The 22,768-nt window shown below is 36.7% G+C and carries 26 protein-coding genes; 6 read left to right on the top strand and 20 right to left on the bottom strand.

Annotated features, from left to right (window positions below; all coding sequences use genetic code 11):
• Positions 1-3: 3 nt before the first annotated feature.
• From J2S10_RS06790 to J2S10_RS06765, 6 genes are all read right to left on the bottom strand, one after another.
• Complete coding sequence (locus J2S10_RS06790; RefSeq protein ID WP_307405735.1) at positions 4-123, bottom strand: YjcZ family sporulation protein; 120 nt, start codon at positions 121-123, stop codon at positions 4-6.
• Between the two features lie 117 nt (positions 124-240).
• Positions 241-597 carry a stage V sporulation protein AE gene (spoVAE, locus tag J2S10_RS06785; RefSeq protein WP_307405732.1) on the bottom strand — a complete coding sequence of 119 codons (357 nt, stop codon included), beginning with the start codon at positions 595-597 and terminating at the stop codon, positions 241-243.
• Positions 597-1,628 carry a stage V sporulation protein AD gene (gene spoVAD / locus J2S10_RS06780; protein WP_307405730.1) on the bottom strand — a complete coding sequence of 344 codons (1,032 nt, stop codon included), beginning with the start codon at positions 1,626-1,628 and terminating at the stop codon, positions 597-599. Before spoVAD ends, spoVAE begins: the two co-directional genes overlap by 1 nt.
• Entirely contained in the window at positions 1,629-2,105 is a 477-nt protein-coding gene (gene spoVAC / locus J2S10_RS06775) for a stage V sporulation protein AC (protein ID WP_307405728.1), read from the bottom strand.
• Positions 2,106-2,121: 16 nt separating this feature from the next.
• Positions 2,122-2,589, bottom strand: a complete 468-nt coding sequence (locus tag J2S10_RS06770) for a YhcN/YlaJ family sporulation lipoprotein (RefSeq protein ID WP_307405726.1) — start codon at positions 2,587-2,589, stop codon at positions 2,122-2,124.
• 342 nt (positions 2,590-2,931) lie between these two features.
• Complete coding sequence (locus tag J2S10_RS06765) at positions 2,932-3,288, bottom strand: DUF1360 domain-containing protein (RefSeq protein ID WP_307405724.1); 357 nt, start codon at positions 3,286-3,288, stop codon at positions 2,932-2,934.
• Positions 3,289-3,432: 144 nt separating this feature from the next.
• Between J2S10_RS06765 and J2S10_RS06760 the strand changes: the two genes are divergently transcribed.
• Complete coding sequence (locus tag J2S10_RS06760) at positions 3,433-3,933, top strand: CotY/CotZ family spore coat protein (RefSeq protein ID WP_307405722.1); 501 nt, start codon at positions 3,433-3,435, stop codon at positions 3,931-3,933.
• Positions 3,934-3,970: 37 nt separating this feature from the next.
• Here the strand turns inward: J2S10_RS06760 and J2S10_RS06755 are convergent, their stop codons facing one another.
• The 3 genes from J2S10_RS06755 to J2S10_RS06745 all read right to left on the bottom strand — a co-directional run bounded on the left by J2S10_RS06755 (position 3,971) and on the right by J2S10_RS06745 (position 7,338).
• Positions 3,971-4,474: a CotO family spore coat protein gene (locus tag J2S10_RS06755; RefSeq protein ID WP_307405720.1), complete on the bottom strand. Its 504-nt coding sequence runs from the start codon at positions 4,472-4,474 to the stop codon at positions 3,971-3,973.
• A 125-nt stretch (positions 4,475-4,599) separates the two neighbouring features.
• The gene (gene fabI / locus J2S10_RS06750; protein WP_307405718.1) at positions 4,600-5,370 is read right to left on the bottom strand and encodes an enoyl-ACP reductase FabI; all 771 of its coding nucleotides are present in this window, start codon (positions 5,368-5,370) and stop codon (positions 4,600-4,602) included.
• A gap of 117 nt (positions 5,371-5,487) precedes the next feature.
• Positions 5,488-7,338: a monovalent cation:proton antiporter family protein gene (locus tag J2S10_RS06745; RefSeq protein ID WP_307405716.1), complete on the bottom strand. Its 1,851-nt coding sequence runs from the start codon at positions 7,336-7,338 to the stop codon at positions 5,488-5,490.
• Between the two features lie 94 nt (positions 7,339-7,432).
• Between J2S10_RS06745 and prpE the strand changes: the two genes are divergently transcribed.
• Positions 7,433-8,176 (top strand): bis(5'-nucleosyl)-tetraphosphatase PrpE, encoded by a 744-nt coding sequence (gene prpE, locus J2S10_RS06740; RefSeq protein ID WP_307405713.1) that lies wholly within the window; start codon positions 7,433-7,435, stop codon positions 8,174-8,176.
• A 32-nt stretch (positions 8,177-8,208) separates the two neighbouring features.
• Here prpE and J2S10_RS06735 read toward each other — a convergent pair whose 3' ends face one another.
• The 4 genes from J2S10_RS06735 to J2S10_RS06720 are packed head-to-tail and all read right to left on the bottom strand — an operon-like array spanning position 8,209 to position 11,010.
• Entirely contained in the window at positions 8,209-9,111 is a 903-nt protein-coding gene (locus J2S10_RS06735; RefSeq protein ID WP_307405711.1) for an RluA family pseudouridine synthase, read from the bottom strand.
• Positions 9,112-9,134: 23 nt separating this feature from the next.
• The gene (locus J2S10_RS06730) at positions 9,135-9,935 is read right to left on the bottom strand and encodes an NAD kinase (RefSeq protein ID WP_307405709.1); all 801 of its coding nucleotides are present in this window, start codon (positions 9,933-9,935) and stop codon (positions 9,135-9,137) included.
• A 44-nt stretch (positions 9,936-9,979) separates the two neighbouring features.
• Positions 9,980-10,618 carry a GTP pyrophosphokinase gene (locus tag J2S10_RS06725; protein ID WP_307405707.1) on the bottom strand — a complete coding sequence of 213 codons (639 nt, stop codon included), beginning with the start codon at positions 10,616-10,618 and terminating at the stop codon, positions 9,980-9,982.
• Between the two features lie 26 nt (positions 10,619-10,644).
• Positions 10,645-11,010 carry a UPF0738 family protein gene (locus tag J2S10_RS06720; protein WP_307405704.1) on the bottom strand — a complete coding sequence of 122 codons (366 nt, stop codon included), beginning with the start codon at positions 11,008-11,010 and terminating at the stop codon, positions 10,645-10,647.
• A gap of 122 nt (positions 11,011-11,132) precedes the next feature.
• Here J2S10_RS06720 and J2S10_RS06715 point away from each other — a divergent pair, with 122 nt between their 5' ends.
• From J2S10_RS06715 to J2S10_RS06705, 3 genes are all read left to right on the top strand, one after another.
• The gene (locus J2S10_RS06715) at positions 11,133-11,723 is read left to right on the top strand and encodes a CYTH domain-containing protein (RefSeq protein ID WP_307405702.1); all 591 of its coding nucleotides are present in this window, start codon (positions 11,133-11,135) and stop codon (positions 11,721-11,723) included.
• Positions 11,724-11,929: 206 nt separating this feature from the next.
• Entirely contained in the window at positions 11,930-12,337 is a 408-nt protein-coding gene (locus J2S10_RS06710) for a globin domain-containing protein (RefSeq protein WP_307405700.1), read from the top strand.
• A gap of 32 nt (positions 12,338-12,369) precedes the next feature.
• On the top strand, positions 12,370-13,203 hold the full coding sequence (locus tag J2S10_RS06705; RefSeq protein WP_307406758.1) for a ClpXP adapter SpxH family protein: 834 nt from the start codon (positions 12,370-12,372) through the stop codon (positions 13,201-13,203).
• A gap of 523 nt (positions 13,204-13,726) precedes the next feature.
• Here the strand turns inward: J2S10_RS06705 and pepF are convergent.
• The 5 genes from pepF to spxA all read right to left on the bottom strand — a co-directional run bounded on the left by pepF (position 13,727) and on the right by spxA (position 19,958).
• The gene (gene pepF, locus J2S10_RS06700; protein WP_307405698.1) at positions 13,727-15,544 is read right to left on the bottom strand and encodes an oligoendopeptidase F; all 1,818 of its coding nucleotides are present in this window, start codon (positions 15,542-15,544) and stop codon (positions 13,727-13,729) included.
• A 139-nt stretch (positions 15,545-15,683) separates the two neighbouring features.
• Entirely contained in the window at positions 15,684-16,880 is a 1,197-nt protein-coding gene (locus J2S10_RS06695; RefSeq protein ID WP_307405697.1) for a competence protein CoiA, read from the bottom strand.
• A gap of 119 nt (positions 16,881-16,999) precedes the next feature.
• Positions 17,000-18,511: a cardiolipin synthase gene (gene cls / locus J2S10_RS06690; protein WP_307405695.1), complete on the bottom strand. Its 1,512-nt coding sequence runs from the start codon at positions 18,509-18,511 to the stop codon at positions 17,000-17,002.
• 74 nt (positions 18,512-18,585) lie between these two features.
• Positions 18,586-19,257 carry an adaptor protein MecA gene (mecA, locus tag J2S10_RS06685; protein ID WP_307405693.1) on the bottom strand — a complete coding sequence of 224 codons (672 nt, stop codon included), beginning with the start codon at positions 19,255-19,257 and terminating at the stop codon, positions 18,586-18,588.
• A gap of 305 nt (positions 19,258-19,562) precedes the next feature.
• Complete coding sequence (gene spxA, locus J2S10_RS06680) at positions 19,563-19,958, bottom strand: transcriptional regulator SpxA (protein ID WP_307405691.1); 396 nt, start codon at positions 19,956-19,958, stop codon at positions 19,563-19,565.
• A gap of 586 nt (positions 19,959-20,544) precedes the next feature.
• Between spxA and J2S10_RS06675 the strand changes: the two genes are divergently transcribed.
• Positions 20,545-20,730 (top strand): hypothetical protein, encoded by a 186-nt coding sequence (locus J2S10_RS06675; protein WP_307405689.1) that lies wholly within the window; start codon positions 20,545-20,547, stop codon positions 20,728-20,730.
• A 39-nt stretch (positions 20,731-20,769) separates the two neighbouring features.
• On the opposite strand, the gene J2S10_RS06670 is transcribed toward J2S10_RS06675, so the two are convergent.
• Both J2S10_RS06670 and J2S10_RS06665 read right to left on the bottom strand, forming a co-directional pair.
• Positions 20,770-21,711 (bottom strand): ABC transporter ATP-binding protein, encoded by a 942-nt coding sequence (locus tag J2S10_RS06670; protein ID WP_307405687.1) that lies wholly within the window; start codon positions 21,709-21,711, stop codon positions 20,770-20,772.
• Positions 21,712-22,755 (bottom strand): ABC transporter ATP-binding protein, encoded by a 1,044-nt coding sequence (locus J2S10_RS06665; protein WP_307405685.1) that lies wholly within the window; start codon positions 22,753-22,755, stop codon positions 21,712-21,714. It abuts the gene before it with no gap.
• Positions 22,756-22,768: the final 13 nt, after the last annotated feature.

The following is a 22,768-nucleotide window of genomic DNA, read 5'->3' as shown; positions in this document are numbered from 1 at the left end:
ATCTTATATAAAGCTTGCACCAACAATGATTAATAGGATGAACAATACAACGATTAAAATAAATGTAGAACCACCGCCATATCCGTAGCCGTAGCCGCCGTAGCCTCCATATCCAAAGCACATAGATAAGTCACCTCACTTAAGTAGTCTCATTCATAACATATGAGATAACCCTTCAATGTGTATAGGCAGCAATCCTAAGCAATAAAAGACAAACAAAAATGATGCTAAAACCTTTTATTAACCTTTAGGTTTAAATAGAAGAGCACCAATAAAACCAAAAATAATAGCAGCGGAGATACCGGAACTGGTAACTTCAAACATCCCCGTTAACACCCCTACAAGCCCATGTAATTTTGCTTCCTGAAGGGCTCCGTGAACTAATGAATTTCCAAAGCTCGTGATTGGAATCGTTGCCCCTGCACCAGCAAAATCGACTAGTGGCTCATACAGTCCAAAACCATCTAATACTGCCCCTGCAACAACAAGTAAGCTCAATGTATGACCTGGGGTGAGTTTTGCGACATCGAACAAAAGCTGTCCAATTACACAAATAATTCCACCAACTACAAATGCCCAAAAATACATCGCCAGCATTATAATCCCCCCTTTTCCCCACTCATTTCAATCGAAACGGCATGTGCGATACAAGGGATAGATTCATTTTGTTGGAAGCTGAGCGGTGATAGCAAAGCACCCGTTGCAACAACTAAAATCCGTTTATAATTGCCTTTTTTCATTTGGTTCAATAAATGCCCATATAAAACTGTCGCTGAACATCCCGCTCCGCTCGCCCCGGATTGAACAGGCTGGTCGTCTTTATAAATCAGTAACCCGCAATCCTGAAACTGTTTTCGTTCCAATTTCAAACCACTTTTATTAATCAATTCAAATGCAGTATCATGTCCGACTCTTCCAAGGTCACCAGTGATAATTAAATCATAGTAGGAAGGATCTAACTGAAGATCACGAAAATGAGCCATAATCGTATCAGCTGCAGCTGGAGCCATTGCCCCTCCCATATTGAACGGGTCTGACAGCCCCATATCCACCACTTTCCCAATTGTTGCAGAGGTGGTAACAGGCAGGTCTTGTGTTGGATCATTCGGTGTAATAAGAGCCACACCGGCACCTGTGACCGTCCATTGTGCTGTCGGAGGCTTTTGTCCACCATACTCAGTCGGGTAGCGGAATTGTTTTTCAACAGCGGCATTATGGCTTGATGCCCCTGTTAAGACGTATTTAGCCCCTTGATAATTGACGATAAAGGAAGCAAGGGCCAAACCTTCCATTGAAGTTGAGCATGCGCCAAAAAGCCCAAAATAGGGAATTTGCATAGTCCTCGCTGCAAAGCTTGTTGGAGTGATCTGATTAATTAAATCTCCTGCAAAGATAAACTGAACTTGTTCTTTTTGAATCTTTGCTTTTGTTATAGCAGTTTTGATCGCCTCTTCAAGCATGATCCTGTGTGCCTTTTCATAAGTTTCTTGTCCCATCCATAAATCTTCATGTAATAAATCAAAGTCATTGGCTAAATTCCCGTTCGCTTCAAAAGGTCCTCCGGAAACACCCGTTGCCCAAATCATTGGCCGATTTGCAAATACCCATGATTGATGCCCTTTTAACAATTACAAAACCCCCCACATTCCCAATAACGTCCTGATTAACGCCACTACAAAGGCAGAAAAAACTCCGAACAGAATAACTGATCCGGCAAGCTTAAACATATTACCGCCTACGCCTAAAACAAATCCTTCAGTCCGGTGTTCAATGGCCGCAGAAATGACGGCATTACCAAAGCCTGTTACCGGTACAGCACTCCCTGCTCCGGCGAATTGCCCAAGACGATCGTAAATCCCAAATCCCGTTAAAAGCATTGATAAAAAGACCATTGTCGCTACGGTTGGATTACCTGCAGTTTGTTCTGTAAAATTAAAAAAGTAAATATAAAAATAACTGATTGCTTGGCCAATCACACAAATAATTCCGCCAACCAAAAATGCCTTAATACAATTCTTCAGCACAGGTCTTTTTATCTCATGCTTTTGTTGAAGCTTTTGATAGTTCTGCTGCTGCGGAGTCATATTTTTCTGCTTGTTCGCCATCTAAAATCTCCCTTTCCTAGGTCATGTCTTTCGTCATTTTTATTATTTTTCGGAGTTGTTTTTCGGCCTGTTTCGTCGAGTACTTCCTTTCCTTTATTCGCTCATCTAATCTGACTGCTTCAAGAAAAATTTTATAATCACTTGAAACGGTAAAGTTTTCTTTTGGATATCTTTCTTCAAGCAGTTTGTTTACCTTCTTTTCGATTCCCAGCATTCTAAATCGCTGCATATGCTTGACCTTGTAAGCAACCAATGTATTGTTTTTACCTTTCACAACAGCCACATCATAGATTTCCGGAAAAGAACTTACATCCTTCTTTATTTCTTCAACATGGTTAGGGTTCTTATTCTTATCAGTCACAACCGGGCTGGGATTCGTTGTTTTTATAAGCGCCAATTGGCTGTCTTTTACTTTTTGATTAGAACCGCATGCTGTTAATAACAATAAACAAACAAATAGGATCAGTCGGTTTAAGTAGACCATTTTCTTCCCTTCCCTTTTTCCATTTTATAAAACTCTTCTACAAAGTAGTTTTTTCGACATCCACTAAAATTATGACTAGATTGAAATAAACTTTTAACGTAAAAAACACAACAAAAAACTGCCAGTATGCCTAGCAGTTTCCTTTTTGTTACTTATTAGTTTTTTTACCGCAGCCGCAGCCTGATTTCTTAATTGGCTTTGATTCTTTAAAAGATTGCGTCGCTTGAGTGCTCTTCCTTTTCTTATTCAACGCTTCTCTCTCCCTCCAAGTCAATTCATTGCCTCTTCTTTAGAATATGAAAATACTGTTAATCTTGTCTCAACAAATAAGCGTAATTCAAATTATTTTTCAACCATTACCTGTACAATCGTTTCAAAAATTGCTGCAAGGCCGGCAACTGACAAAAAAAGGATAAAGGGAAGACAATAATTAGGGAACAAATAAAACAACAATACCACCCCCGCTGAGGTCCAAATACCTGTACACCAATAACAACTAAGCAGTTGACCGACAAATTTCCTGATTCCTTTTCCCTTTGGCAGATAATAAATTCCGATGGTCCCATCCTCATTTTTTTCTTCTATTTCCTCAAAAAATGGATTGCGAAGAAATTCAGTAATTTTATCAAATACAATCAATCTCGTTAAACGAAAGCTTGCCAATGCTAAAATAACCAAATTTAAAAAGCTTATTTTCATGATGCATTTGTCCTTTCTTCTTAACTTGAAATATTTCATTCGCCTAATTTTTTGAAATAAGGCAATTGTCCGTAACCCATAAGGGCACTGTGAAATATGTTAGTAATGTAAGATATATATCACGGATTAAGGAGGAAAAATTAAATGGGTTGTGGGAATAATCATAATGATTTACGCAGCGGCAACTGTGTGTGTGAAGTAGTTCGTGCAATAAAAGATATACAAGATAATGCTGTAATGGATGAATGTGCAGAGTGCTCGAGTTGTTTTACAGAACCACTTGGTTCATTAGTATCTCCGGCTAGAAGAGATCCAGTTGATACCCGGGTTTTTGTTTTAAGTAATGACGAAGGTGATCCATTCCATGCATTCTTTAGCGGCGAAAACAATGCTTGTGTATCAATCTTTTTCCGCGTAGAAGATGTATTTGACAATTGCTGCGCCACATTACGTGTGTTAGTTCCCGGTCGCAGAGAAGGTGGAAACTTTGTTCCGGTAAACTTGCTTACTAATGGACGCATTGACCTTGGAAAAGTTTGCCAAGTCGAACGTTTCCGCGCAAGCAATGACTGTATTACAGTGGACTTAAAATGCTTCTGTGCAGTTCAATGTATAGCAGATGTTAATTTAGGGCTTTGTAATTAAATTAAAGTAGCCAGTCGTAAAAACGGCTGGCTTTTTTTTATTTTTTTATCCCGATCATGATGACATCCTTTAAATCATGAATAGGAATTGTCTCAGTAGTTTGATCATGGAATTTAATCGTTACCAAATCATCCTGATACTCAACTAAATACCCCTGATAACTTTTTTCTGCAGCATAAAATACGCATGGAACCGGTGGAAGTACTTTCGGAAAGTTTAGTAAATATTCCAACCGTTCGTTAATGTCCATCTCTTTAAAACTTTTTACCCGATTAAATGTAAATTGATGTCTTTCTCCATTTTGAGAAGATGATGTCTGCTTTTTTTCTGATTTCGATACTTCGATGGGTATTGATTCTTGAACTAACTCTGTCTCCTTCCGGGAGACTTCCTTTTCAATTTTTTCAACTGGTTGTTGTTCTTCCTTTAGCTGTTCTTTCTCCCGTTTAGTTGAATATATGTCCTGCATGTTTTGGGATGGAGTCCGAGTAAAAGGCTGATAAATATAAAGTAAGGGTCCGCGGCTTTTCTTACTTGACATGCATTGCACCTCCATTTACGTAATCCTTCACTTTATATGTATGCGAAATGCCTATACTCGTTCACTTTAATTTTACTAAGAATTTTCTCCATACAAAAAGCCCGCATGAATCGCGGGCATGGCAGTTAAAGAATATGGTAACCGGAATCAACGTGTATGTTTTCGCCTGTGATTCCGCGGGAAAGATCACTGAAAAGAAATAATGCGGTATCTCCTACTTCTTCTGGTGTCGTTGTTCTACGTAATGGAGCATTTTCTTCAATCTCTCTTAGAATTGTGTTAAAATCGCCGACGCCCTTGGCTGACAAAGTTCGAATCGGACCTGCTGAAATAGAGTTAACACGAATGCCCTCTTTACCAAGATCTGCAGCTAAATAGCGTACACTTGCATCTAACGAAGCTTTGGCTACACCCATGACATTATAATTCGGCATGACACGCTCTCCGCCCAAATACGTTAATGTTACAAGGCTTCCACCCTCTGTCATTAACTTTTTTGCTTCTTTTGCCACAGCAGTTAAAGAATATGAACTGATATTATGAGCAAGCAAGAAACCATCTCGTGTTGTATTCATATAATCGCCTTTTAATTCTTCTGTTTTGGCAAAGGCAATACAGTGCGCTACACCATGAATCGTTCCTGCCGCTTCCTTAATTTCATCAAAACATTTCGCAATATCTTCATCGCTTGTTACGTCACAAGGTAAAACTAGCGTTCCTTCTGCTTCCAGCGAATTAGCCAATTCACGGACGCTGCTTTCCAGCCGTTCACCTGCATATGTAAAAATTAATCTCGCCCCTGCATTGTGAAGAGATCGAGCAATTCCCCAAGCAATACTGCGTTTATTTGCTACACCCATTACAACATATGTTTTTCCAGTTAAAGAAAGATTCATAATTGAAATAGTCCTCCTATTATATTACAAGTTATTAGTACTTGGTACTAATATTACACTAATTCGGAATGAATGAAAAGTATCGACAACACTCACCTGAAATTTTTTCCTACGGGTTTAACAAAATTCCAGCTCTCTTTTTAGTTCATCTACATATTCCTTTGATCCTGTTACAATTAAACGGTCATTCAATTGAAGCTCCGTGTCACCATGGGGAACGATTGAATCCTTGCCACGAAAAATCCTTACAAAGATAATATCTCCTGTAAAAGGGAATCGCCTCAGCGACATCCCATCAAACACCCCGTTTGCCATCTTAATCTCATAGAGTGAGGTCTCTAGGTTCGTTAAAATATTAATTACACTCGGAGATTCGATTAAGGCACGAAGTAAAACTTTTGTTGACATAAACGCAGAAAATACTTCGATGTTATATTCCCGTAAGCTTTGCTCTAAGTCCGGACTTTCGATCCTGGCAATGACCCTTGGCACACCTTTTTCCTTGACAGCAATGGAAAGTGCAGCATTTACCTCTTCATCACCTGTTGAAATCACAACTACATCAGATTTATAAACCTTTGTTTTTTCAATTGTCGCAAGCGAATAATCCGGAATCTCGACTATTTCAAAAAGGGAATTTGCAATTTGTTTTTCAGACTTTTCCATTTTCGTATGATAGAGGACAGGAACATATAAACCGGATTTTAATTCTATCGAGACAGGCAAAGTTGTTTGATTTGCGCCTAAGAAAGCAACACTCACTTTTTTAGTTGTCACCGCTTCTTTAGGGAACAATTTTTTAAAGACAATTGGCGTAAAAATGGATGTGATTACCGCTACTAATATTAGTGTTCCGCTCATCTGCGGAGTTATAACCTTCATTCGTTCTCCAATCGTTGCAGCAGCGATCACAAGTGATAATGTAGATGTAAGTAAAAAGCCTGAAGAAACAACCGTTTTCGTATCATACCATATTTTTAAAAGATAGACGGGTACAAGCTTTGACACTAACAATCCTAATAGTAAGAGCGGTATTAACATTAATAGCCTTTTATCACTAAAAAGCGACCAAACATCGAGATTTACCCCAACCATCACAAAAAAGATCGGGATTAAAAATCCATATCCAAAGGAATCAAGTTTATGAACAAGGTCCTGATTGGGAGAAAGTAAGGAAACAAGCACCCCTGCTAGAAAAGCCCCTAAAATATTTTCAGCTCCTACTGTTTCGGAAAGTCCGACTAAAACGATGATAAGAGTAAATACGGCCCTTGTGCCAATTTGCACGGTACCTCTGGACATTGCCTCAATAAACGTGCGATTTTTAAATCTTCTCCCCATAAAATAGAGAATAACACCTGCAGCAAACAGGATCAGTAAAAGCCACGTGTTTCCGTGCCCTGCCTCATTTAAGGACACAAAGACAGCCAGCAGGATCATCGTTGCTAAGTCGGCGATGACAGCGACTAATAAGATTATCTGCCCAATCACGGTTTTCATCATATGGGCTTCTTTTAAAGTAGGCACCACAACTCCCAATGATATAGTCGAGATGATTAGAGTCATTAAGAAGGCATTATGAATAAATCCTGTTACGACAAACAAATACGATAAAACAAGAGAAAAAATAAAAATCCCGGTAAAAATTAACGATGAGACCGCAAAAGAATTGGGCTCTCTTTTCCCACTCGGAAGAATCTCCCGCTTATTTCCTCCTCTAAATGCCGAAAAATCAATCTCCAGCCCGCTTAAGAACATTAGAAATATAAAGCCTAGAGTCGAAAGAGTGGAAAGCCACATATCCTGATGAACCAAATTAAAACCGCTTTTCCCAATGACGAGGCCCATGATAATCTCAGCAACGACAACCGGAATAAAATTAAGTTTAAATCGATGAAGGATAATCGGCGTTAGAAAAGCCATTGTGACAACAATTAGCAATGAAATAACTGATGCATGCTGTGCCATTTTTTATTCCTCCTCATTAAATTTTTTAATACTCCAATTTAGTTTTTATAAAATGAATCAAATTACAGAAAATAAACTATAAGGGGGCTATCCAATGAAAATTGATATTATTGGTGATATCCACGGTTGTTTACCGGAATTTAAAGTGCTAACAGAAAAGCTCGGCTATAAATGGGATAACGGAATCCCAATGCATCCCGAAAATAGAGTGCTTGGTTTTGTTGGCGATTTAACTGACCGAGGACCGGAATCATTGAAGGTAATTGAAATTGTTTGGCGGCTTGTTATCGAGCAAAAAAAGGCTTACTATACACCTGGAAACCATTGCAATAAACTTTATCGCTTCTTCCTTGGGAACAAGGTTCAAATTTCACACGGACTTGAAACCACAGTTGCCGAATATGAATCATTATACAAAGGGGATCAGCAATCCATTCGAAAAAAATTTATAGAACTTTATGAAAATGCTCCTCTTTATTTAGAGTTAGACAAACGAAATCTTATAATCGCACATGCAGGGATAAAGGAAGAATTTATCGGCCAAACCCATTCTAAAGTAAAAACATTTGTACTTTATGGCGATATTACTGGAGAAAAACACCCGGATGGATCACCGGTCCGAAGAGATTGGGCCAAGGAATATCACGGAAAACCATGTATCGTATACGGTCATACACCTGTTAATGAACCGAGAATGATCAACAACACGTATAATATTGACACAGGTGCAGTTTTCGGCGGTCTGCTCACTGCGCTCAGATACCCTGAAATGGAATTGGTTTCAGTTGTCTCTACTATGCCATATGTGGCGGAGAAATTTAAGGATTTTGCTCGATAAAATTTGTGCAGATAAAAACAGGCTGACCAATATTACAAATGGTCAGCCATTAAAAGTACTTTCATATCAACGGGAAGCTGTGCTGTAAAAGTCATTTCCCGACCCAAAAATGGATGAATAAAATTTATTTGTTTGCAATGAAGTGCTTGCCTGTCAATTAGTACCCTTTCTCCGCCATACAAATCATCACCAAGTAATGGATGGCCAAGAAATGACATATGAACTCTTATTTGATGAGTTCTGCCCGTTTCTAATTGAAGCTCGATATGTGTAAATACGGCATGCCTTTCAATTACTTTGAAATGTGTACATGCATATTGGCCGTCAGCCCGAACTTCTCTTTCAATAATGCTGTCCTCTTTCCTGCCAATCGGCTGATCAACCCTACCGGAATCAGATTCTACAGTCCCTTTCGCAAATGCTTCATAGGTCCTTTTGACCTTTCCGCTTTGTTGATCTTTACTAAATAGGTGATGGACATGACGATGCTTTGCCACTAGGACAATACCCGATGTATCCCGGTCAAGACGCGTTACAATATGGGATGTCGCTGATAACCCTATCTGATCATAATAACCAACCAGGGCGTTTGCAAGGCTCCCGGAAGGATGTTCCCGGGAAGGTATCGTACTCATTCCTGCAGGTTTATTTAGAACAAGAAGATAGTCGTCTTCAAAAAGAATTTTAAGAGGAATTTTTTCTCCCTTTACTCCTTCACTTGGATATTCAGGCGGAAAGATGACAATTAGAAGGTCATCTTGTTTTAATTTGTAACGGACATTTACTTCTTCACCATTTACAAGAATACTTCCACCTTTAAATTTAATATCCGTTAAAGCAGTCCGGGAGATCTCTTCTTCTTTAAGAAAATCCTTAATCAGCTTTCCGGCATTGTTTTGATCAATAATCCACTTAATTTGAAACCTTGATGACATCGTTTCTCCCCCGAAAACTGAAATTAATCCGAATCAGATATGAATGAATCATGTACTCTTTTCCAGAAGGGAAATGGTCTGAAGCGTGCAAAACGTATTTTTTCCTCGGGCACCCTAAATTGGATCGATTTTACATCTTTGTGAAGAAGGGTAAGATGATCAATTGTTACTTGAAAATCTGAACGGTTAACAGGTTTTAACATGCATGTATGGTGAGACGGTAATATTAGCGGCGAACCGACAGTTCTAAAGACCCGGTTATTTAAAGACGCCATTTCTGCCACCTGAATGGCAGAAATGGATGGATGGATAATCGCCCCACCCAGCGCCTTGTTATAAGCAGTACTTCCTGAAGGCGTTGATACGCACAGTCCATCTCCCCGAAACCTTTCAAAATGCTGGCCGCGGATTTCTACATCCATCACTAACGTCCCTTCAACACTTTTTACAGTTGATTCGTTTAAGGCAAGATATCTTGATTCCTTCCCGGCATGCTGGTAACGGATGATTACTTCAAGCAACGGGTATTCCACAACTTGATAGGGAGTTTTTGCGATTGCTATCACAAGTTTTTCAATTTCATCCGGTATCCAGTCAGCATAAAAGCCAAGATGTCCCGTATGAATTCCAACAAAAGCAGTTTTATCCAAGCGGCTGCTATAACGATGAAAGGCATACAGTAATGTGCCGTCACCACCAATTGATACGACAATATCCGGTTGGTCCTCATCATAAACGAGATCAAAATCTAATAAATAGGTCCTCATTTTGTGCATCAGGATATTTGATTTTTGATCTCCTTTTGATGTAATTGCAAATTTCATAATTAATATGCTCCTTGTTCTGAAATGCGTTCAACAAACAGACATTAGCTTTTCTCTTCTTGCTTTAATTCTTTCTTTCTTGTAAAAAATGCTTGAGCCTCTTGTATTTCACCGCGGATTAATGACATTTCTTCATCTAACCGGAACGCGGCTTCCGCTGCTCTTTGGAGTCTCATTTGAATATCACTTGGAAAAATTCCTTTGTATTTATAGTTAAGGGTATGTTCAATTGTAGCCCAAAAATTCATTGCCAGTGTCCTAATTTGAATTTCAGCAAGAATCTTCTTTTCTCCGTGAATAGTTTGTACCGGATAGCGGATAACGACATGATAGGATCGGTAACCACTCATTTTTTTATGAGAAATGTAATCCCTTTCCTCTACAATTTCAAGATCATGACGATTTCTTAATAAATTTACAACAATATGTATATCATCAACAAATTGGCACATCATTCGCATCCCTGCAATATCCTGCATTTCTTCTTCCAATCGGTCGAGTGGTATTCCTTTTTGATTTGCTTTATCAAGGATACTTGCTATTGGTTTAACTCTGCCTGTAACAAATTCGATTGGTGAATGCGTAGAATCTAATTCAAATTGGCCCCTCATTCCCTTTAGTTTTATTTTCAATTCTTCAACCGCCTGTTTATATGGAGCTAAAAATAGATCCCACTGCTTCATGAATTTCACCTCACCAAAAAAACAAATTATCTCGTAAAAATTTCTTCTACTTTCTTGACCATATCTTCACCGTAATTACTATTCCCCTGAATATTGCTAATAACATATTCTAATTCATTATGGAAATTAGTTAATTCCATTTGTTCTCCATTAAAAGAAATCCATACCGGGATGTTTTGAACTAATGCGTCATTCAATTGCGGCCAAATTGTATCCGGTAAAACGATATATGTATACTCTTGTTTATCCTCCATTAAATAAATAAATGAAAATTGGTCAGAATCGACAAGAATTTGTTCAGCCGGCAGTAAACCATTTATTGATTCATCGGCTTTTAACACCAGCTTATTGCTGTTTACATTTGATGACATAATTATTATTCTTTTTTTCATATAATTACCTCCATTTTCACATACCTATTTTAGCATAATCTATTCATTTCTCCCAAGGATTGCAGACTTGAATAAAAATGAGATAATTAGAATAGCTACGACGGTGAAAGGACTGATACGGGATGTCGCAAAATATTGAAATTGAATTTAAAAATATCCTATCCAAGAAAGAATATGATTTGCTTCTTGATACATTTAACATTAATGAAAAACAGATTTTCACCCAAGAAAACCATTATTTTGATACACCTAATTTTGCATTAAAGCAAAAAAATACTGCATTACGAATCCGGCAAAAACAGGAGCATTTTGAAATGACATTAAAACAGCCGGCAAGTGTCGGGCTTCTTGAAACGAACCAAGTTTTAACAGCGAAAGAGGCTTTGTCCGCCATTCAACTTGGCAAACTCCCCGGCGGTATAATCGAAAACCTCGTTGAAGAGATGGAGATTTCTTATAGAACCATTGAATATTTTGGATCATTATTAACTAAAAGGGTCGAATTTGATTATAAAGAAGGTTTACTTGTCCTTGACCATAGTTATTATTTAAATAAAGAGGACTTTGAATTAGAATACGAAGCTGAAAACTACCTTCACGGACTCAGGATATTTCAAGAATTTCTTGAACTGCATGGAATTCCTAAGCGTATCACCGAGAATAAAATTCGCCGCTTTTATAACCAAAAAATCTTACAAAATAATGGAAAATAATCTTCAACCCTTTTTTGATTTAATAAATATTCCATGGAGTAATTTCCATCAGACTATTGTCGCCTGTTTTTAGTAGCAGGCGTTTTTTTGTATACATTAATACTATCACTGGAAGTGAATGAATCTTTTCCAAAGCTATTTATTTGAGATATGCAAAAGGCATTGATAAAATAAAAAATACATAATACGTTAAAGGAGTTGTCAACATGATTGAGAAGAGGCTTACACCATTCGAAGCCCTTGGCGAAGAAACATTGCACCGTCTTGTGGATACTTTTTATGGTTTGGTTGCACAACATCCTGATCTTGCTCCAATCTTTCCTAATCAATTTACAGAAATTGCCCGTAAACAAAAGCAATTCTTAACACAATATTTAGGCGGACCTTCATTGTATACGGAAGAGCACGGCCACCCGATGATGCGGGCACGCCATTTGCCTTTTCCAATAACACCAACCAGAGCAAAAGCATGGTTATCATGTATGCGTATGGCGATGGACAAGATAGGATTACAAGGTCCACTCAGGGATGAATTTTACTCTAGGCTTTTTCTAACTGCAGAGCACATGATTAATACGCCTGAAGACGAAAACCAAACAGGTGAAAATTCGTGACCAGCAGCGGTAATTCAAGCTTCAATCACCCTATGAATTGCAGTGAAAAAAAGCCTATCGAAATTTATATGTTTATTGATCCTTTATGCCCTGAATGCTGGGCGCTTGAACCGATACTTAAAAAGCTTCAAATCGAATACGGTCGCTATTTTTCCATTAAGCACGTGTTAAGCGGGCGTTTAGCCAATTTAAATTTAAGTAAAAAAAAGAGTTATGAACATATAGCAGGGGTATGGGAAAAGACTGCAAGCAGGTCCGGAATGTCCTGTGACGGAAATCTTTGGTTTGAAAATCCCGTAGCTTCCCCATATGTTGTTTCAATCGCTCTTAAGGCAGCAGAACTGCAGGGGCGCAGGGCCGGCATTCGTTTTTTACGTAAGCTTCAGGAAGTATTATTCTTAGACAAAAAAAATATCTCGAATTTTGAGGTGTTAAAGGATTGTGCCCGAAACTTGGGTTTAGATGTTGAGGAATTTATCTCGGATATCCATTCAGAAAGTGCAGCAAAAGCCTTCCAATGCGACCTGAAAATAACAGCTGAAATGGATGTTCAGGAAATTCCAACACTTGTATTCTTTAATGAACATGCCGAGGACGAAGGTATTAAAATTACCGGAACATATCCATATGAGATTTATGTTCAAATTCTTGAAGAAATGCTTTCCGAACAACCGGTTCAATCACCGCCGCCGCCATTAGAAGCGTTTGTTAAATTCTTTAAATTTGTTGCTTCCAAAGAAATTGCTGTTGTATACAATATGTCGATATCCCAGGTTGAACGAGAAATGAAAAAACTGCTTTTAAAACAAATAGTGGAACAAATCCCCGCAAAATATGGTACATTTTGGAGATATATTAATCAATAGGAGAAGGATGACTTAAAAACCCTCTTTTTCTTTTTTATCAAAATATAGCGAAAAGACCTTGCAGCATGAATACTGCAAGGTCTTTATCTATTAATACGAACAAAGGGGATGGGAGAAATTTTTCACGGTCAAACAAAGGGGATATGTTTGTGGTGATCAACTTCACGTCTATAATATAGCATGCGGTTGATTATAGAGACAATAAGTTTGTGTTTTATTTCACAATATTGTCAAAAATCATATTATCAAGCTTTGGACAATAAACTAATAGTGTGATTCATTAAAAAGATTATCTGAGGTGACATTGCGGTATGAGAAAACTCCCTTCCATTATTTTAATAGTTTTTATTTTTTGCGCCTTTTTTCTCCAGTTATTAGCTATGCTTAAAATATTCCCGGTTTTAATCAGTTCACCAATCTTATTCATTTCTATATTTATTTTCATATTCTACCTAAATGGTCGAAAAAGATTTAAAGGATTTTAAAAGGGATGGTCCAAAAAGAACCATCCCTTTGTTTGTATTTAAGAAAGTAACTGTTCCATTTCATTCAATTTCTCTTCAAATACTTTACAAGCATCTTTAATAGGATCAGAACTTGTCATGTCCACTCCAGCTTTCTTAAGAACTTCAATTGGATAATCCGAGCTCCCTGCACTTAGGAAATCAATATAGCGATTTATCGCTGGCTCCCCTTCTTCTAGAATTTGCTTGCTCAATGCGGTTGCTGCACTGAAGCCGGTTGCATATTGGTAAACATAATAATTGTAATAAAAGTGTGGAATTCTAGACCATTCCAAACCAATCTCCTCATCAATTACAATGTCCTCTTCCCCAAAATACTTCTTGTTCAAAGCATAGTATTCTTTAGATAATAATTCTGCCGTTAATGCTTCATTATTTTGTGCCTTTTGATGGATTAAGTGTTCAAACTCGGCAAACATTGTTTGCCGGAATACAGTGCCTCTGAATCCTTCAAGATAATGATTCAATAAGAAAATTCGTTTTTGTTCATCGTCAATTGTTTTAAGCAAATAATCATTTAATAGCGCTTCATTACAAGTTGAAGCTACTTCTGCTACGAAAATGGAATAATTTCCATACGGATATGGCTGTGATTTTCGTGTGTAGTAACTATGGACTGAGTGACCAAATTCATGTGCCAAAGTAAATAAGTTATTGATATTATCCTGCCAGTTCATTAAGATATAAGGATTTGTTCCATACGCCCCAGAGGAATAGGCACCACTGCGCTTTCCTTTATTTTCATGTACATCCACCCAGCGATTTTCAAAGCCTTCTTTTAATACCTTCAAATACTCCTCACCTAATGGAGCTAATCCTTTTAAAATAATATCCTTCGCTTCTTCATATTTTATTTCCATTTTTACATCTTTGACTAGCGGTGTATACAAATCATACATATGAAGCTCTTTTAGCCCTAAAACTTTCTTCCGGAGCTTAATATAGCGATGTAATAAGTGGAGGTGATCATTTACGGTATTTACTAAATTATCATACACACTCTCAGGGATGTTATTGGCTGCAAGCGCAGAATGTCTGGCAGAATCATACTTTCTTACTCTTGCATTAAAATTATCCTTTTTCACATTACCGCTCAACGTACTTGAAAAAGTATTTTTAAAATCCCCATAGGTTTTATAGACCGCTTTAAAAGCATCGTGCCGTACCCGCCCGTCAGAGCTTTCTAAGAACCGTATGTAGCGGCCATGAGTAATTTCAACCTCTTCCCCATTTTCATCTTTAATGGATGGGAACTGTATATCCGCATTGTTTAACATACCAAAGGTATTGCTTGATGCGTTCATCACTTCTCCGGCTTCAGCGAGTAATGCTTCTTGTTCTGCTGTGAGGACATGCGGCCTTTGAAGATTGATTTCTGCAATCGCTTGTTCATAAAGCTTCAATTCAGATTTTTCCTTCAAAAATCCATTTAGTTTACTTTCATCAATTGAAAGAATTTCCGGAACAATAAATGCCAACTGACTACCTGCTTGGGCATAGAGGTTTTTCATCCGGTCATCTAAACCCTGGTAAAATGAATTAGTCGTATCTTGGTCATACCTCATATGTGAATACGCATAAAGCTTGCCGATTCTCTCAAGCAGTTTATCTTGGAATTGAAGAGCTTTATATAACGTTTCCGCACTTTCACCAAGTTTTCCTTTAAATTCTTTAACTTTTGGGATTTCATTTTTTACATCTTGGAATTCTTTTTCCCAATCCTCGTCGCTGGTAAATATATCCTCTAATCTCCAAGTGTCCGTTTCAGGGATATCACTTCTTGAGGGTAAGCTTTTAACTGCCGTTTCATTAGCCATTTTTCATCCTCCATTCATCTATTTCATTTTTAAAATGAAATCACTCTTACATATATTCTCCTTTTCTTACCAATTTCCTTTTGACATACAAAAAAGAAACAATTATCCTTCTTTAGTATGCCCTTATGCCTTTTTTCATTTATATTTTTGAAAGTATATGATGATATTTTTGATAAAACTCTTGTTTTTTTTCCTCCTTTTCCCTGTTGGTTTTTGATTTAGACAAATGCCTTTGTAGTTCAAAAAGAGTTCCAGTTTTTCGCGTTAATATCCCTAGTTTCACTAACAATAATAGGTACTCATTAACTGCGACAAAAGGTCTCATCCCATCTAATTGGGGTAACTTGCGAATGATAACCTCTTTTCTACTAAGTCTTTTTTTAAAATGAAATTCTACTTCTTCTATGCTTATTTTTTCTTTGGGATTTTTTTTAGAAAGAACATCGATATACAAATAAGTTTGCCAAATAGTTGGAGAAGTTTCAATGAAAATAGAGTGATGAACAGGAAGGCCAATTTCCGGAGGTAATAAAAAAAGGTTGAGATTTTGAATGTAAACTTCATGAAGAAAGGAATTTTTCTTGGGGCTGGGATGCATGGACCAATAAAAATTAAATTTCTCAATTTCAGCACTCCATTGATCTAGCCGAACTTGTTTCAATATTTTAGGATTCAATAAATCCCAGATTTTAATATGGTTTATTTGATAATGGGAGCTTTGCACAAGGGCTTTTTTAACGGAAAAAGAAATGACGGAGCCTACTAAATGAAAACTTCTTTTTTCGGGGCAATACGAGGGAATATAGAATACGCCATCAAAAGTTTTTCGTAGGAAGAAAAACTGAAAGTTTGAAAGTGATAGGACATTTCTTTCTTTTTGTTTAAAATGGTTATCGCTTATAATCCAAAGCGGGATATATCCATTTTGGCAGTAAGTGTTTGTCCGTTTAATAAATTCCTTTTCCGGTATAGTTGAACACTGAAATTCTAAAGCATACTTCTTTCCATTATAAAAAAACATAATATCAGGCCGTTGGTGAATCTCCCTATCATAGTACTCTAAATGAGCATTAATCTTTTGATTTATAAGCCATTGGAAAAGCTGCCGTTTTCCTTCCATGTGGTAAACAGATTCTCTTTCATAAAAATCCCCGCACATACTCCCTCTTTTATGCGCAAAGTGATAAATACGTTGATCGCCTAACTTAAGAGAAACACGCTCTCCACATTCGGGGCAAAAAAAATCTTCTTTGCTTCGTAATTTCAATAGAGTTTCCTTTTTGTAATCATAGCCTAGGCAAACTCTTGTGCCGGATTTTGTATTTGCTGTTAACAAAAAAAGCACCTCCTTATACAAAAATAATTCGTCTTAATTCCTCAAATTCCTTTTAATAAAATAAAAAACAATCGGTTTTCCATTCCCGATTGTTTATCTTCAATAATATCAATTAATATTTATAGAAGCGGTGAGAGCAGCCTTGCTGTGGATTCCAATAAACGATAACCGATATGTCTTTTTTGAAACGTATTTAATTCAAGTCGCTTAGAAAATTCCAAATCATTTACATATTCCTCCACAAGTTTTTGGGTGCTTTTTGTCCGAAACAAAAAGGCATTTACTTCAAAATTTAGATGAAAACTTCTCATATCCATATTGGATGTTCCAATAGAAGCAAGTTCATGGTCGACAATGATAATTTTACTATGCATAAATCCACGTTCATATTCGTACACTTTAACTCCTGCTTCCAAAAGTTCAGGAAAATAAGAGCGGGAAGCATGAAAAACAATCCGTTTATCAGGACGATTCGGGACAAGTAACCGAACATCAAGACCGCTAAGGGCCGCGACTTTTATTGCCGAGAAGATATCTTCATCCGGGATAAAGTAGGGTGAAGCAATCCAGACTGATTTTTCAGCAGAGGCAATCATCGAGAAAAAAATATTTTTAATAACACTCCACTCATTATCAGGTCCTCCGGCTATTAATTGAACACCGCCATGACTTTTATTATCTAATTGTGGTGATAGATATTCCGCGGTTAAAAAACTATGATTGGTCATATAATACCAGTCCTGCAAAAAGATAAGCTGCAGTGTTCGGACTGCTTCACCTTTGAGCATTAAATGAGTATCACGCCAAAAACCAAAACTCTTGTCCTTTCCCAAATACTCATCCCCGATATTTAAACCGCCGACAAAACCAACTGTCCCATCAATAACGATGATCTTACGATGATTACGAAAATTAAACTTATTGTTTAAAAATGGTAATTTGACAGGCCCAAAGGGCACTGTTTCAATACCCGCATTCTTCAATTCAGAAATATATTTCTTGGATAACTGCCATGATCCAACTGCATCGTATAAAAACCGAATTTTGACACCTTGTGCAGCTTTTTCAATTAATACTTTTTTAATCCTTTGACCTAATTGGTCGTGACGAACAATATAATATTCAAGATGTATATGGTGTTTGGCTCTTTGGAGTTCATCTAAAATATAAAGAAAGGTCTCTTCACCATTAGTCAAAATTTTTGTAGATGTATCAAAGGAAATAGGACTGTTCCCAAGCTTTTGTGCCAACATAAATAATTTTCCCTGATGTTCACCCATTAGGCTGATTTTTTCTTCACTTCTAGGGTCATTATCACCCTCAATCGTTAGAAATGCTTGTTTATCCAGGAAGTATTTTTTTCTAAACATTTTTTCTTTCCGATAATTCCGTCCAAATAAAATATAAAAAATAAATCCAACAAGCGGAAAGCTGCCTAAAACTACAAGCCAGGTAATCGTTTGCGTAGGATGGCGGTTTTCAAGGAAGATAACGAAACCTATAAATATGACAGACAGTGATATAAAAAGGCTTAAAAAACCAAATATTCCGCCTTGTAAATTATTTTTAAAGAAAAACAATAGAATAGACAAAATTAACAGAAATAATACAACCCTTACTGTGTTCTTCAATGTCCTCACCTGCCCGCCAGCAAAGAATAGAAATGCTAAAAAATACCGATTTCAATACAGAAATCGGCACGGTGTTATCTAAAATGTTTTCTTATTTCAGCAAAAACATTTTCAGAAATTATTTCTTTTCCATATTCTTGTACTCGATGAATGGTTAACTGGGTTTCAGAACCATATTCAAGAAGAACACTTAATACGTCATCAATTTCATCCTCATTGAATGTTTCTTCGGGAAATTCAGTATATAGATAGTATTTTCCTTCAAAGTGAAATAACATGGTTACTAATTCATCAAGTCCCGGTCGATTGGCCAGCATAATGACATCCTCAAAGTCTTTGAAGGCGAGCAAGAATTCCAAAGATTCTTCCTCTAATAAAATTTCTTCATCCTCAGGATTCGTTGGAATAAAATGTTGATCTAAAAACTCTTCAATTTTCTCATCAACAGGTAAATCCTTTAATTTATCACTGGGTATAGGAAGTTCAAACTTTTGTCCATCCTTTGAAAGTTGTGCCTTAGTTACTAGAATTTCTAACCCTTTATCCAACGCTTGGACTTGAATCCAAAGTGGACCTTCAACAACAAATTCCTCTTCCTGATGGACTTCATCCATCATTTCCCAAAAAAGCTCTTCACTCCGTTCACGATTGTACCAGATTTCTTCCCGGTCGAAGCCTCTTTCTTCTATATCAACATAAGAAATATAAAATTTTACAGTATTTTCATTTATTCGTTCAATCTCCATTATCACCTCTCCCTTCCATTTTCCATATTGAAGGGACTAAATACCCCCAAGCAGATGATGCTCAAAAAGCATTACCCAATGTAGAAAGGCCTATTTCCCGGAGCGTATCTAAAAAGAATACACCCGTGTACTTTCATTTTATGACAAAAGTAGTAATAAGGGAAATAAATATAACTAAAATTTAAAAAACCATCATTTTGCCTATTTATTAGATATTCATTTTATTGTAGCAAAATGTCATTGATTTCACAAACAATTAAGAAAAACGATATAAAAAAGACCCTCTTTAATGAAGGCCTTTTTTATTAGTTAACCATACGCTGAGCTTCGCGTAATTGAAATGTTCGTACTCGGCGGGGTAAAAATCGTCTTATTTCATCCTCATTATACCCAACCTGCAAACGCTTTTCATCAATAATAATAGGACGACGCAGCAAGCCCGGATTCTCTTTAATTAATTCAAATAAGTCTTGAAGTGGCATTGTGTCCAGGTTAACATCCAGTTTTTGAAATGTTTTTGATCGGGTTGAAATGATTTCATCTGTTCCATCTTCTGTCATTCGAAGAATTTCTTTAATTTCTTCGATTGATAACGGCTCAGAGAAAATATTTCTTTCTTTGTATGGAATTTCATGCTCTTCTAACCATGATTTTGCTTTTCTACATGATGTACAACTTGGTGAAGTGTATAATGTTACCATTCTTCTTCACACTCCTCTTATAGTAACTGCAACAATCTATATTCAATCGAAATTAACGTTAATTAAAGTATAAATATAATTAAAATAATTATAAATAAGTAATTTATATCATAAATTATACACCACAGCTTCTAAAAAGGGTATCCTTTTTTTAAAAATATTCTAAAGCCCTTGAAGTCCATAATCTTATTCGTTTCATTATATTAGACGAATAATATCCATAAAAGTTTCATTTTTTTTGATTATTACATCTTCAATTTCCTTTTTTACAAACATTACTTCTATAAGTTTCGTTTATAATCGATAATTTTTTGAGGATATTTTAAGAAAAACTTTTCATATGGACTTCATAATAGATATAATACAATCAATACCTTTATAATTTCTTAAAAAACATTCTCAATTAAAAAACCAAAATGAAAACGCATACATCTTTTTTCACTAAACAGCAATTCTTTTTGTTTCTTGATTTTTTTGTTGATTTTCCCCTTTTAATACTGAGCAAGTTCTTTTAAAATGAAATAAGGGGATATTTCTTTAATTGACGTTTAAAACTAGCCTTTGAAAAGAAAATGGAGGGTGTATCATGGTTGGTTACATAATGGATTTAACTGTTGTGGCACTATTAATCGTTGGAATTACAGCGTTAATGGGTGTGTTAACAAATAGTTTTGGTGAAAAAGTTTTCGGCGGCAAAAACCGCACTGAATTTGTTGACGAAAGCGCTAAATATCAGTCGGGATGGAAAAGTGTCGGCGGAAAAAGGAAATAAATTCTCATAAAAAAACGATCTCATAGTGAGATCGTTTTTTTAATGTTTATATTGTGCTTTATATTGAGTAAATTCTTTTTCTGAACAAAGAACAAAATGTCCCGGAGAAACTTCTCTAAATTCGATTTTTTCATTGTCACCATAATTATGACTAGTCGGATCATAGGATTTACGTTTACGTGTTCTTTCACTGATCGGATCAGGAAGTGGAATCGCTGATAATAAGGATTGCGTATATGGATGCAGAGGATTTTTATAGAGCTCATCTGCAGGTGCAAGCTCTACCATTCTCCCAAAATACATAACACCAATCCGGTCACTGATGTATTTAACCATTGAGAGATCATGGGCAATAAAAAGATACGTAAGTCCTTTCTCTTTTTGAAGTTTTTTCATTAAGTTAACAACTTGCGCTTGAATCGATACGTCAAGTGCTGAAATCGGCTCATCCGCAATAATAAATTCAGGCTCAACTGCAAGAGCACGTGCAATACCGATACGCTGGCGCTGACCACCGCTAAATTCATGCGGATAACGGTTAGCGTGTTCTCTGTTCAATCCAACAGTTTCTAAAAGTTCATATACTCTTTCCATTCGTTCTTGTTTAGTATTTGCCAAGCCATGGATGTCAATGCCTTCCGCTATAACATCAGCGATTTTTAATCGGGGATTTAAAGATGCATATGGGTCTTGGAAAATCATTTGCATTTTACGATTAAATTCTTTTAACTGTTTATGAGACTTTTTGTCATGAACATTTACACCATCGTAAATAACTTCTCCGCCAGTCGCATTATATAAACGAATAATGGTACGTCCGGTAGTGGATTTACCACATCCTGATTCACCAACTAAACCTAAAACTTCACCTTTAAAGATATCAAAGGAAACATTGTCAACTGCTTTAACTTCATTGGGTTTACCAACATTGAAATATTGTTTTAAGTTTTTAATTTCAAGTAATTTTTCGTTCTGAGCCATTTATTTTCCCACCTTCATATCAGGGAATTGAGCTTGTCGTCTTTTTACAGCTTCCGGCGGTTCTACCTTTGGTGCATCTGGATGTAAGAGCCATGTAGCTGCATAATGTGTGTCAGAAACTTTAAAGAATGGAGGCTCTTGCTCCAAATCAATCTTCATTACATATGGGTTACGAGGTGCAAATGCATCACCTTTTGGCGGATCCAATAGGTCCGGAGGTGTTCCCGGAATCGAAAATAATTCCTCATCTTCAGTCTCTAAATCAGGCATTGAGCTAATTAATCCCCATGTATATGGATGTTTCGGATTATAAAAAATCTCATCTGCAGTGCCAATTTCAACAATCTTTCCGCCATACATAACGGCAACACGATCCGCAACGTTTGCTACAACACCAAGATCATGGGTAATGAAGATAATTGATGTGTCTATTTTCTTTTGCAAATCCTTCATTAGTTCCAGAATTTGAGCTTGAATCGTTACATCAAGTGCAGTTGTTGGCTCATCCGCAATTAAAACTTTCGGGTTACAAGCTAAAGCTATTGCAATAACTACCCTTTGTCTCATCCCGCCTGAAAATTGATGTGGATATTGATCTACGCGGATTTCCGGTTTAGGAATCCCAACAAGTTTTAATAAGTCAATTGCTCTTTCCCTGGCATCATGTCTGCTCATTTTTTGATGTTTTATAAGTGGTTCCATGATTTGATTACCAATTTTCATTGTTGGATTTAATGAAGTCATCGGATCTTGGAAAATCATTGAAATGTCATGCCCACGAATTTTTTGCATTTGCTTATCTTTCAACTTGGTTAGGTCTTTGCCGTCAAATAGGATTTCACCTTTTTTAATTTCTGAATTACCTTCTGGAAGTAAGCGCATAATTGATTTTGTTGTAACAGATTTTCCAGATCCGGATTCCCCAACAATCGCTAATGTTTCGCCCTTATATAAATCAAAGTTGACACCTCTAATGGCCTTAACTTCACCAGCAAAGGTATGGAAGGATATATTTAAATCTTTTACTTCTAAAATCTTTTCCACTAAAACTCACCTG

The sequence above is a fragment of the Neobacillus ginsengisoli genome (assembly GCF_030813055.1).
Note: the sequence above shows the minus strand (reverse complement) of the source record. Positions and strands in the feature narration are given on the sequence as shown.

Bases quoted from the DNA above. Each gene is read 5' to 3' on its own strand.
- J2S10_RS06730 (WP_307405709.1), bottom strand. From the start codon at position 9,935: ATGAAATTTGCAATTACATCAAAAGGAGATCAAAAATCAAATATCCTG.
- spxA (WP_307405691.1), bottom strand. From the start codon at position 19,958: ATGGTAACATTATACACTTCACCAAGTTGTACATCATGTAGAAAAGCA.
- J2S10_RS06720 (WP_307405704.1), bottom strand. From the start codon at position 11,010: ATGAAAAAAAGAATAATAATTATGTCATCAAATGTAAACAGCAATAAG.
- J2S10_RS06755 (WP_307405720.1), bottom strand. From the start codon at position 4,474: ATGTCAAGTAAGAAAAGCCGCGGACCCTTACTTTATATTTATCAGCCT.
- J2S10_RS06675 (WP_307405689.1), top strand. From the start codon at position 20,545: ATGGTTGGTTACATAATGGATTTAACTGTTGTGGCACTATTAATCGTT.
- J2S10_RS06735 (WP_307405711.1), bottom strand. From the start codon at position 9,111: ATGTCATCAAGGTTTCAAATTAAGTGGATTATTGATCAAAACAATGCC.
- fabI (WP_307405718.1), bottom strand. From the start codon at position 5,370: ATGAATCTTTCTTTAACTGGAAAAACATATGTTGTAATGGGTGTAGCA.
- J2S10_RS06790 (WP_307405735.1), bottom strand. From the start codon at position 123: ATGTGCTTTGGATATGGAGGCTACGGCGGCTACGGCTACGGATATGGC.
- J2S10_RS06705 (WP_307406758.1), top strand. From the start codon at position 12,370: ATGAATTGCAGTGAAAAAAAGCCTATCGAAATTTATATGTTTATTGAT.
- J2S10_RS06760 (WP_307405722.1), top strand. From the start codon at position 3,433: ATGGGTTGTGGGAATAATCATAATGATTTACGCAGCGGCAACTGTGTG.
- J2S10_RS06770 (WP_307405726.1), bottom strand. From the start codon at position 2,589: ATGGTCTACTTAAACCGACTGATCCTATTTGTTTGTTTATTGTTATTA.
- pepF (WP_307405698.1), bottom strand. From the start codon at position 15,544: ATGGCTAATGAAACGGCAGTTAAAAGCTTACCCTCAAGAAGTGATATC.
- J2S10_RS06710 (WP_307405700.1), top strand. From the start codon at position 11,930: ATGATTGAGAAGAGGCTTACACCATTCGAAGCCCTTGGCGAAGAAACA.
- J2S10_RS06765 (WP_307405724.1), bottom strand. From the start codon at position 3,288: ATGAAAATAAGCTTTTTAAATTTGGTTATTTTAGCATTGGCAAGCTTT.
- J2S10_RS06745 (WP_307405716.1), bottom strand. From the start codon at position 7,338: ATGGCACAGCATGCATCAGTTATTTCATTGCTAATTGTTGTCACAATG.
- J2S10_RS06725 (WP_307405707.1), bottom strand. From the start codon at position 10,618: ATGAAGCAGTGGGATCTATTTTTAGCTCCATATAAACAGGCGGTTGAA.
- spoVAC (WP_307405728.1), bottom strand. From the start codon at position 2,105: ATGGCGAACAAGCAGAAAAATATGACTCCGCAGCAGCAGAACTATCAA.
- spoVAE (WP_307405732.1), bottom strand. From the start codon at position 597: ATGCTGGCGATGTATTTTTGGGCATTTGTAGTTGGTGGAATTATTTGT.
- J2S10_RS06715 (WP_307405702.1), top strand. From the start codon at position 11,133: ATGTCGCAAAATATTGAAATTGAATTTAAAAATATCCTATCCAAGAAA.
- mecA (WP_307405693.1), bottom strand. From the start codon at position 19,257: ATGGAGATTGAACGAATAAATGAAAATACTGTAAAATTTTATATTTCT.
- J2S10_RS06670 (WP_307405687.1), bottom strand. From the start codon at position 21,711: ATGGCTCAGAACGAAAAATTACTTGAAATTAAAAACTTAAAACAATAT.
- prpE (WP_307405713.1), top strand. From the start codon at position 7,433: ATGAAAATTGATATTATTGGTGATATCCACGGTTGTTTACCGGAATTT.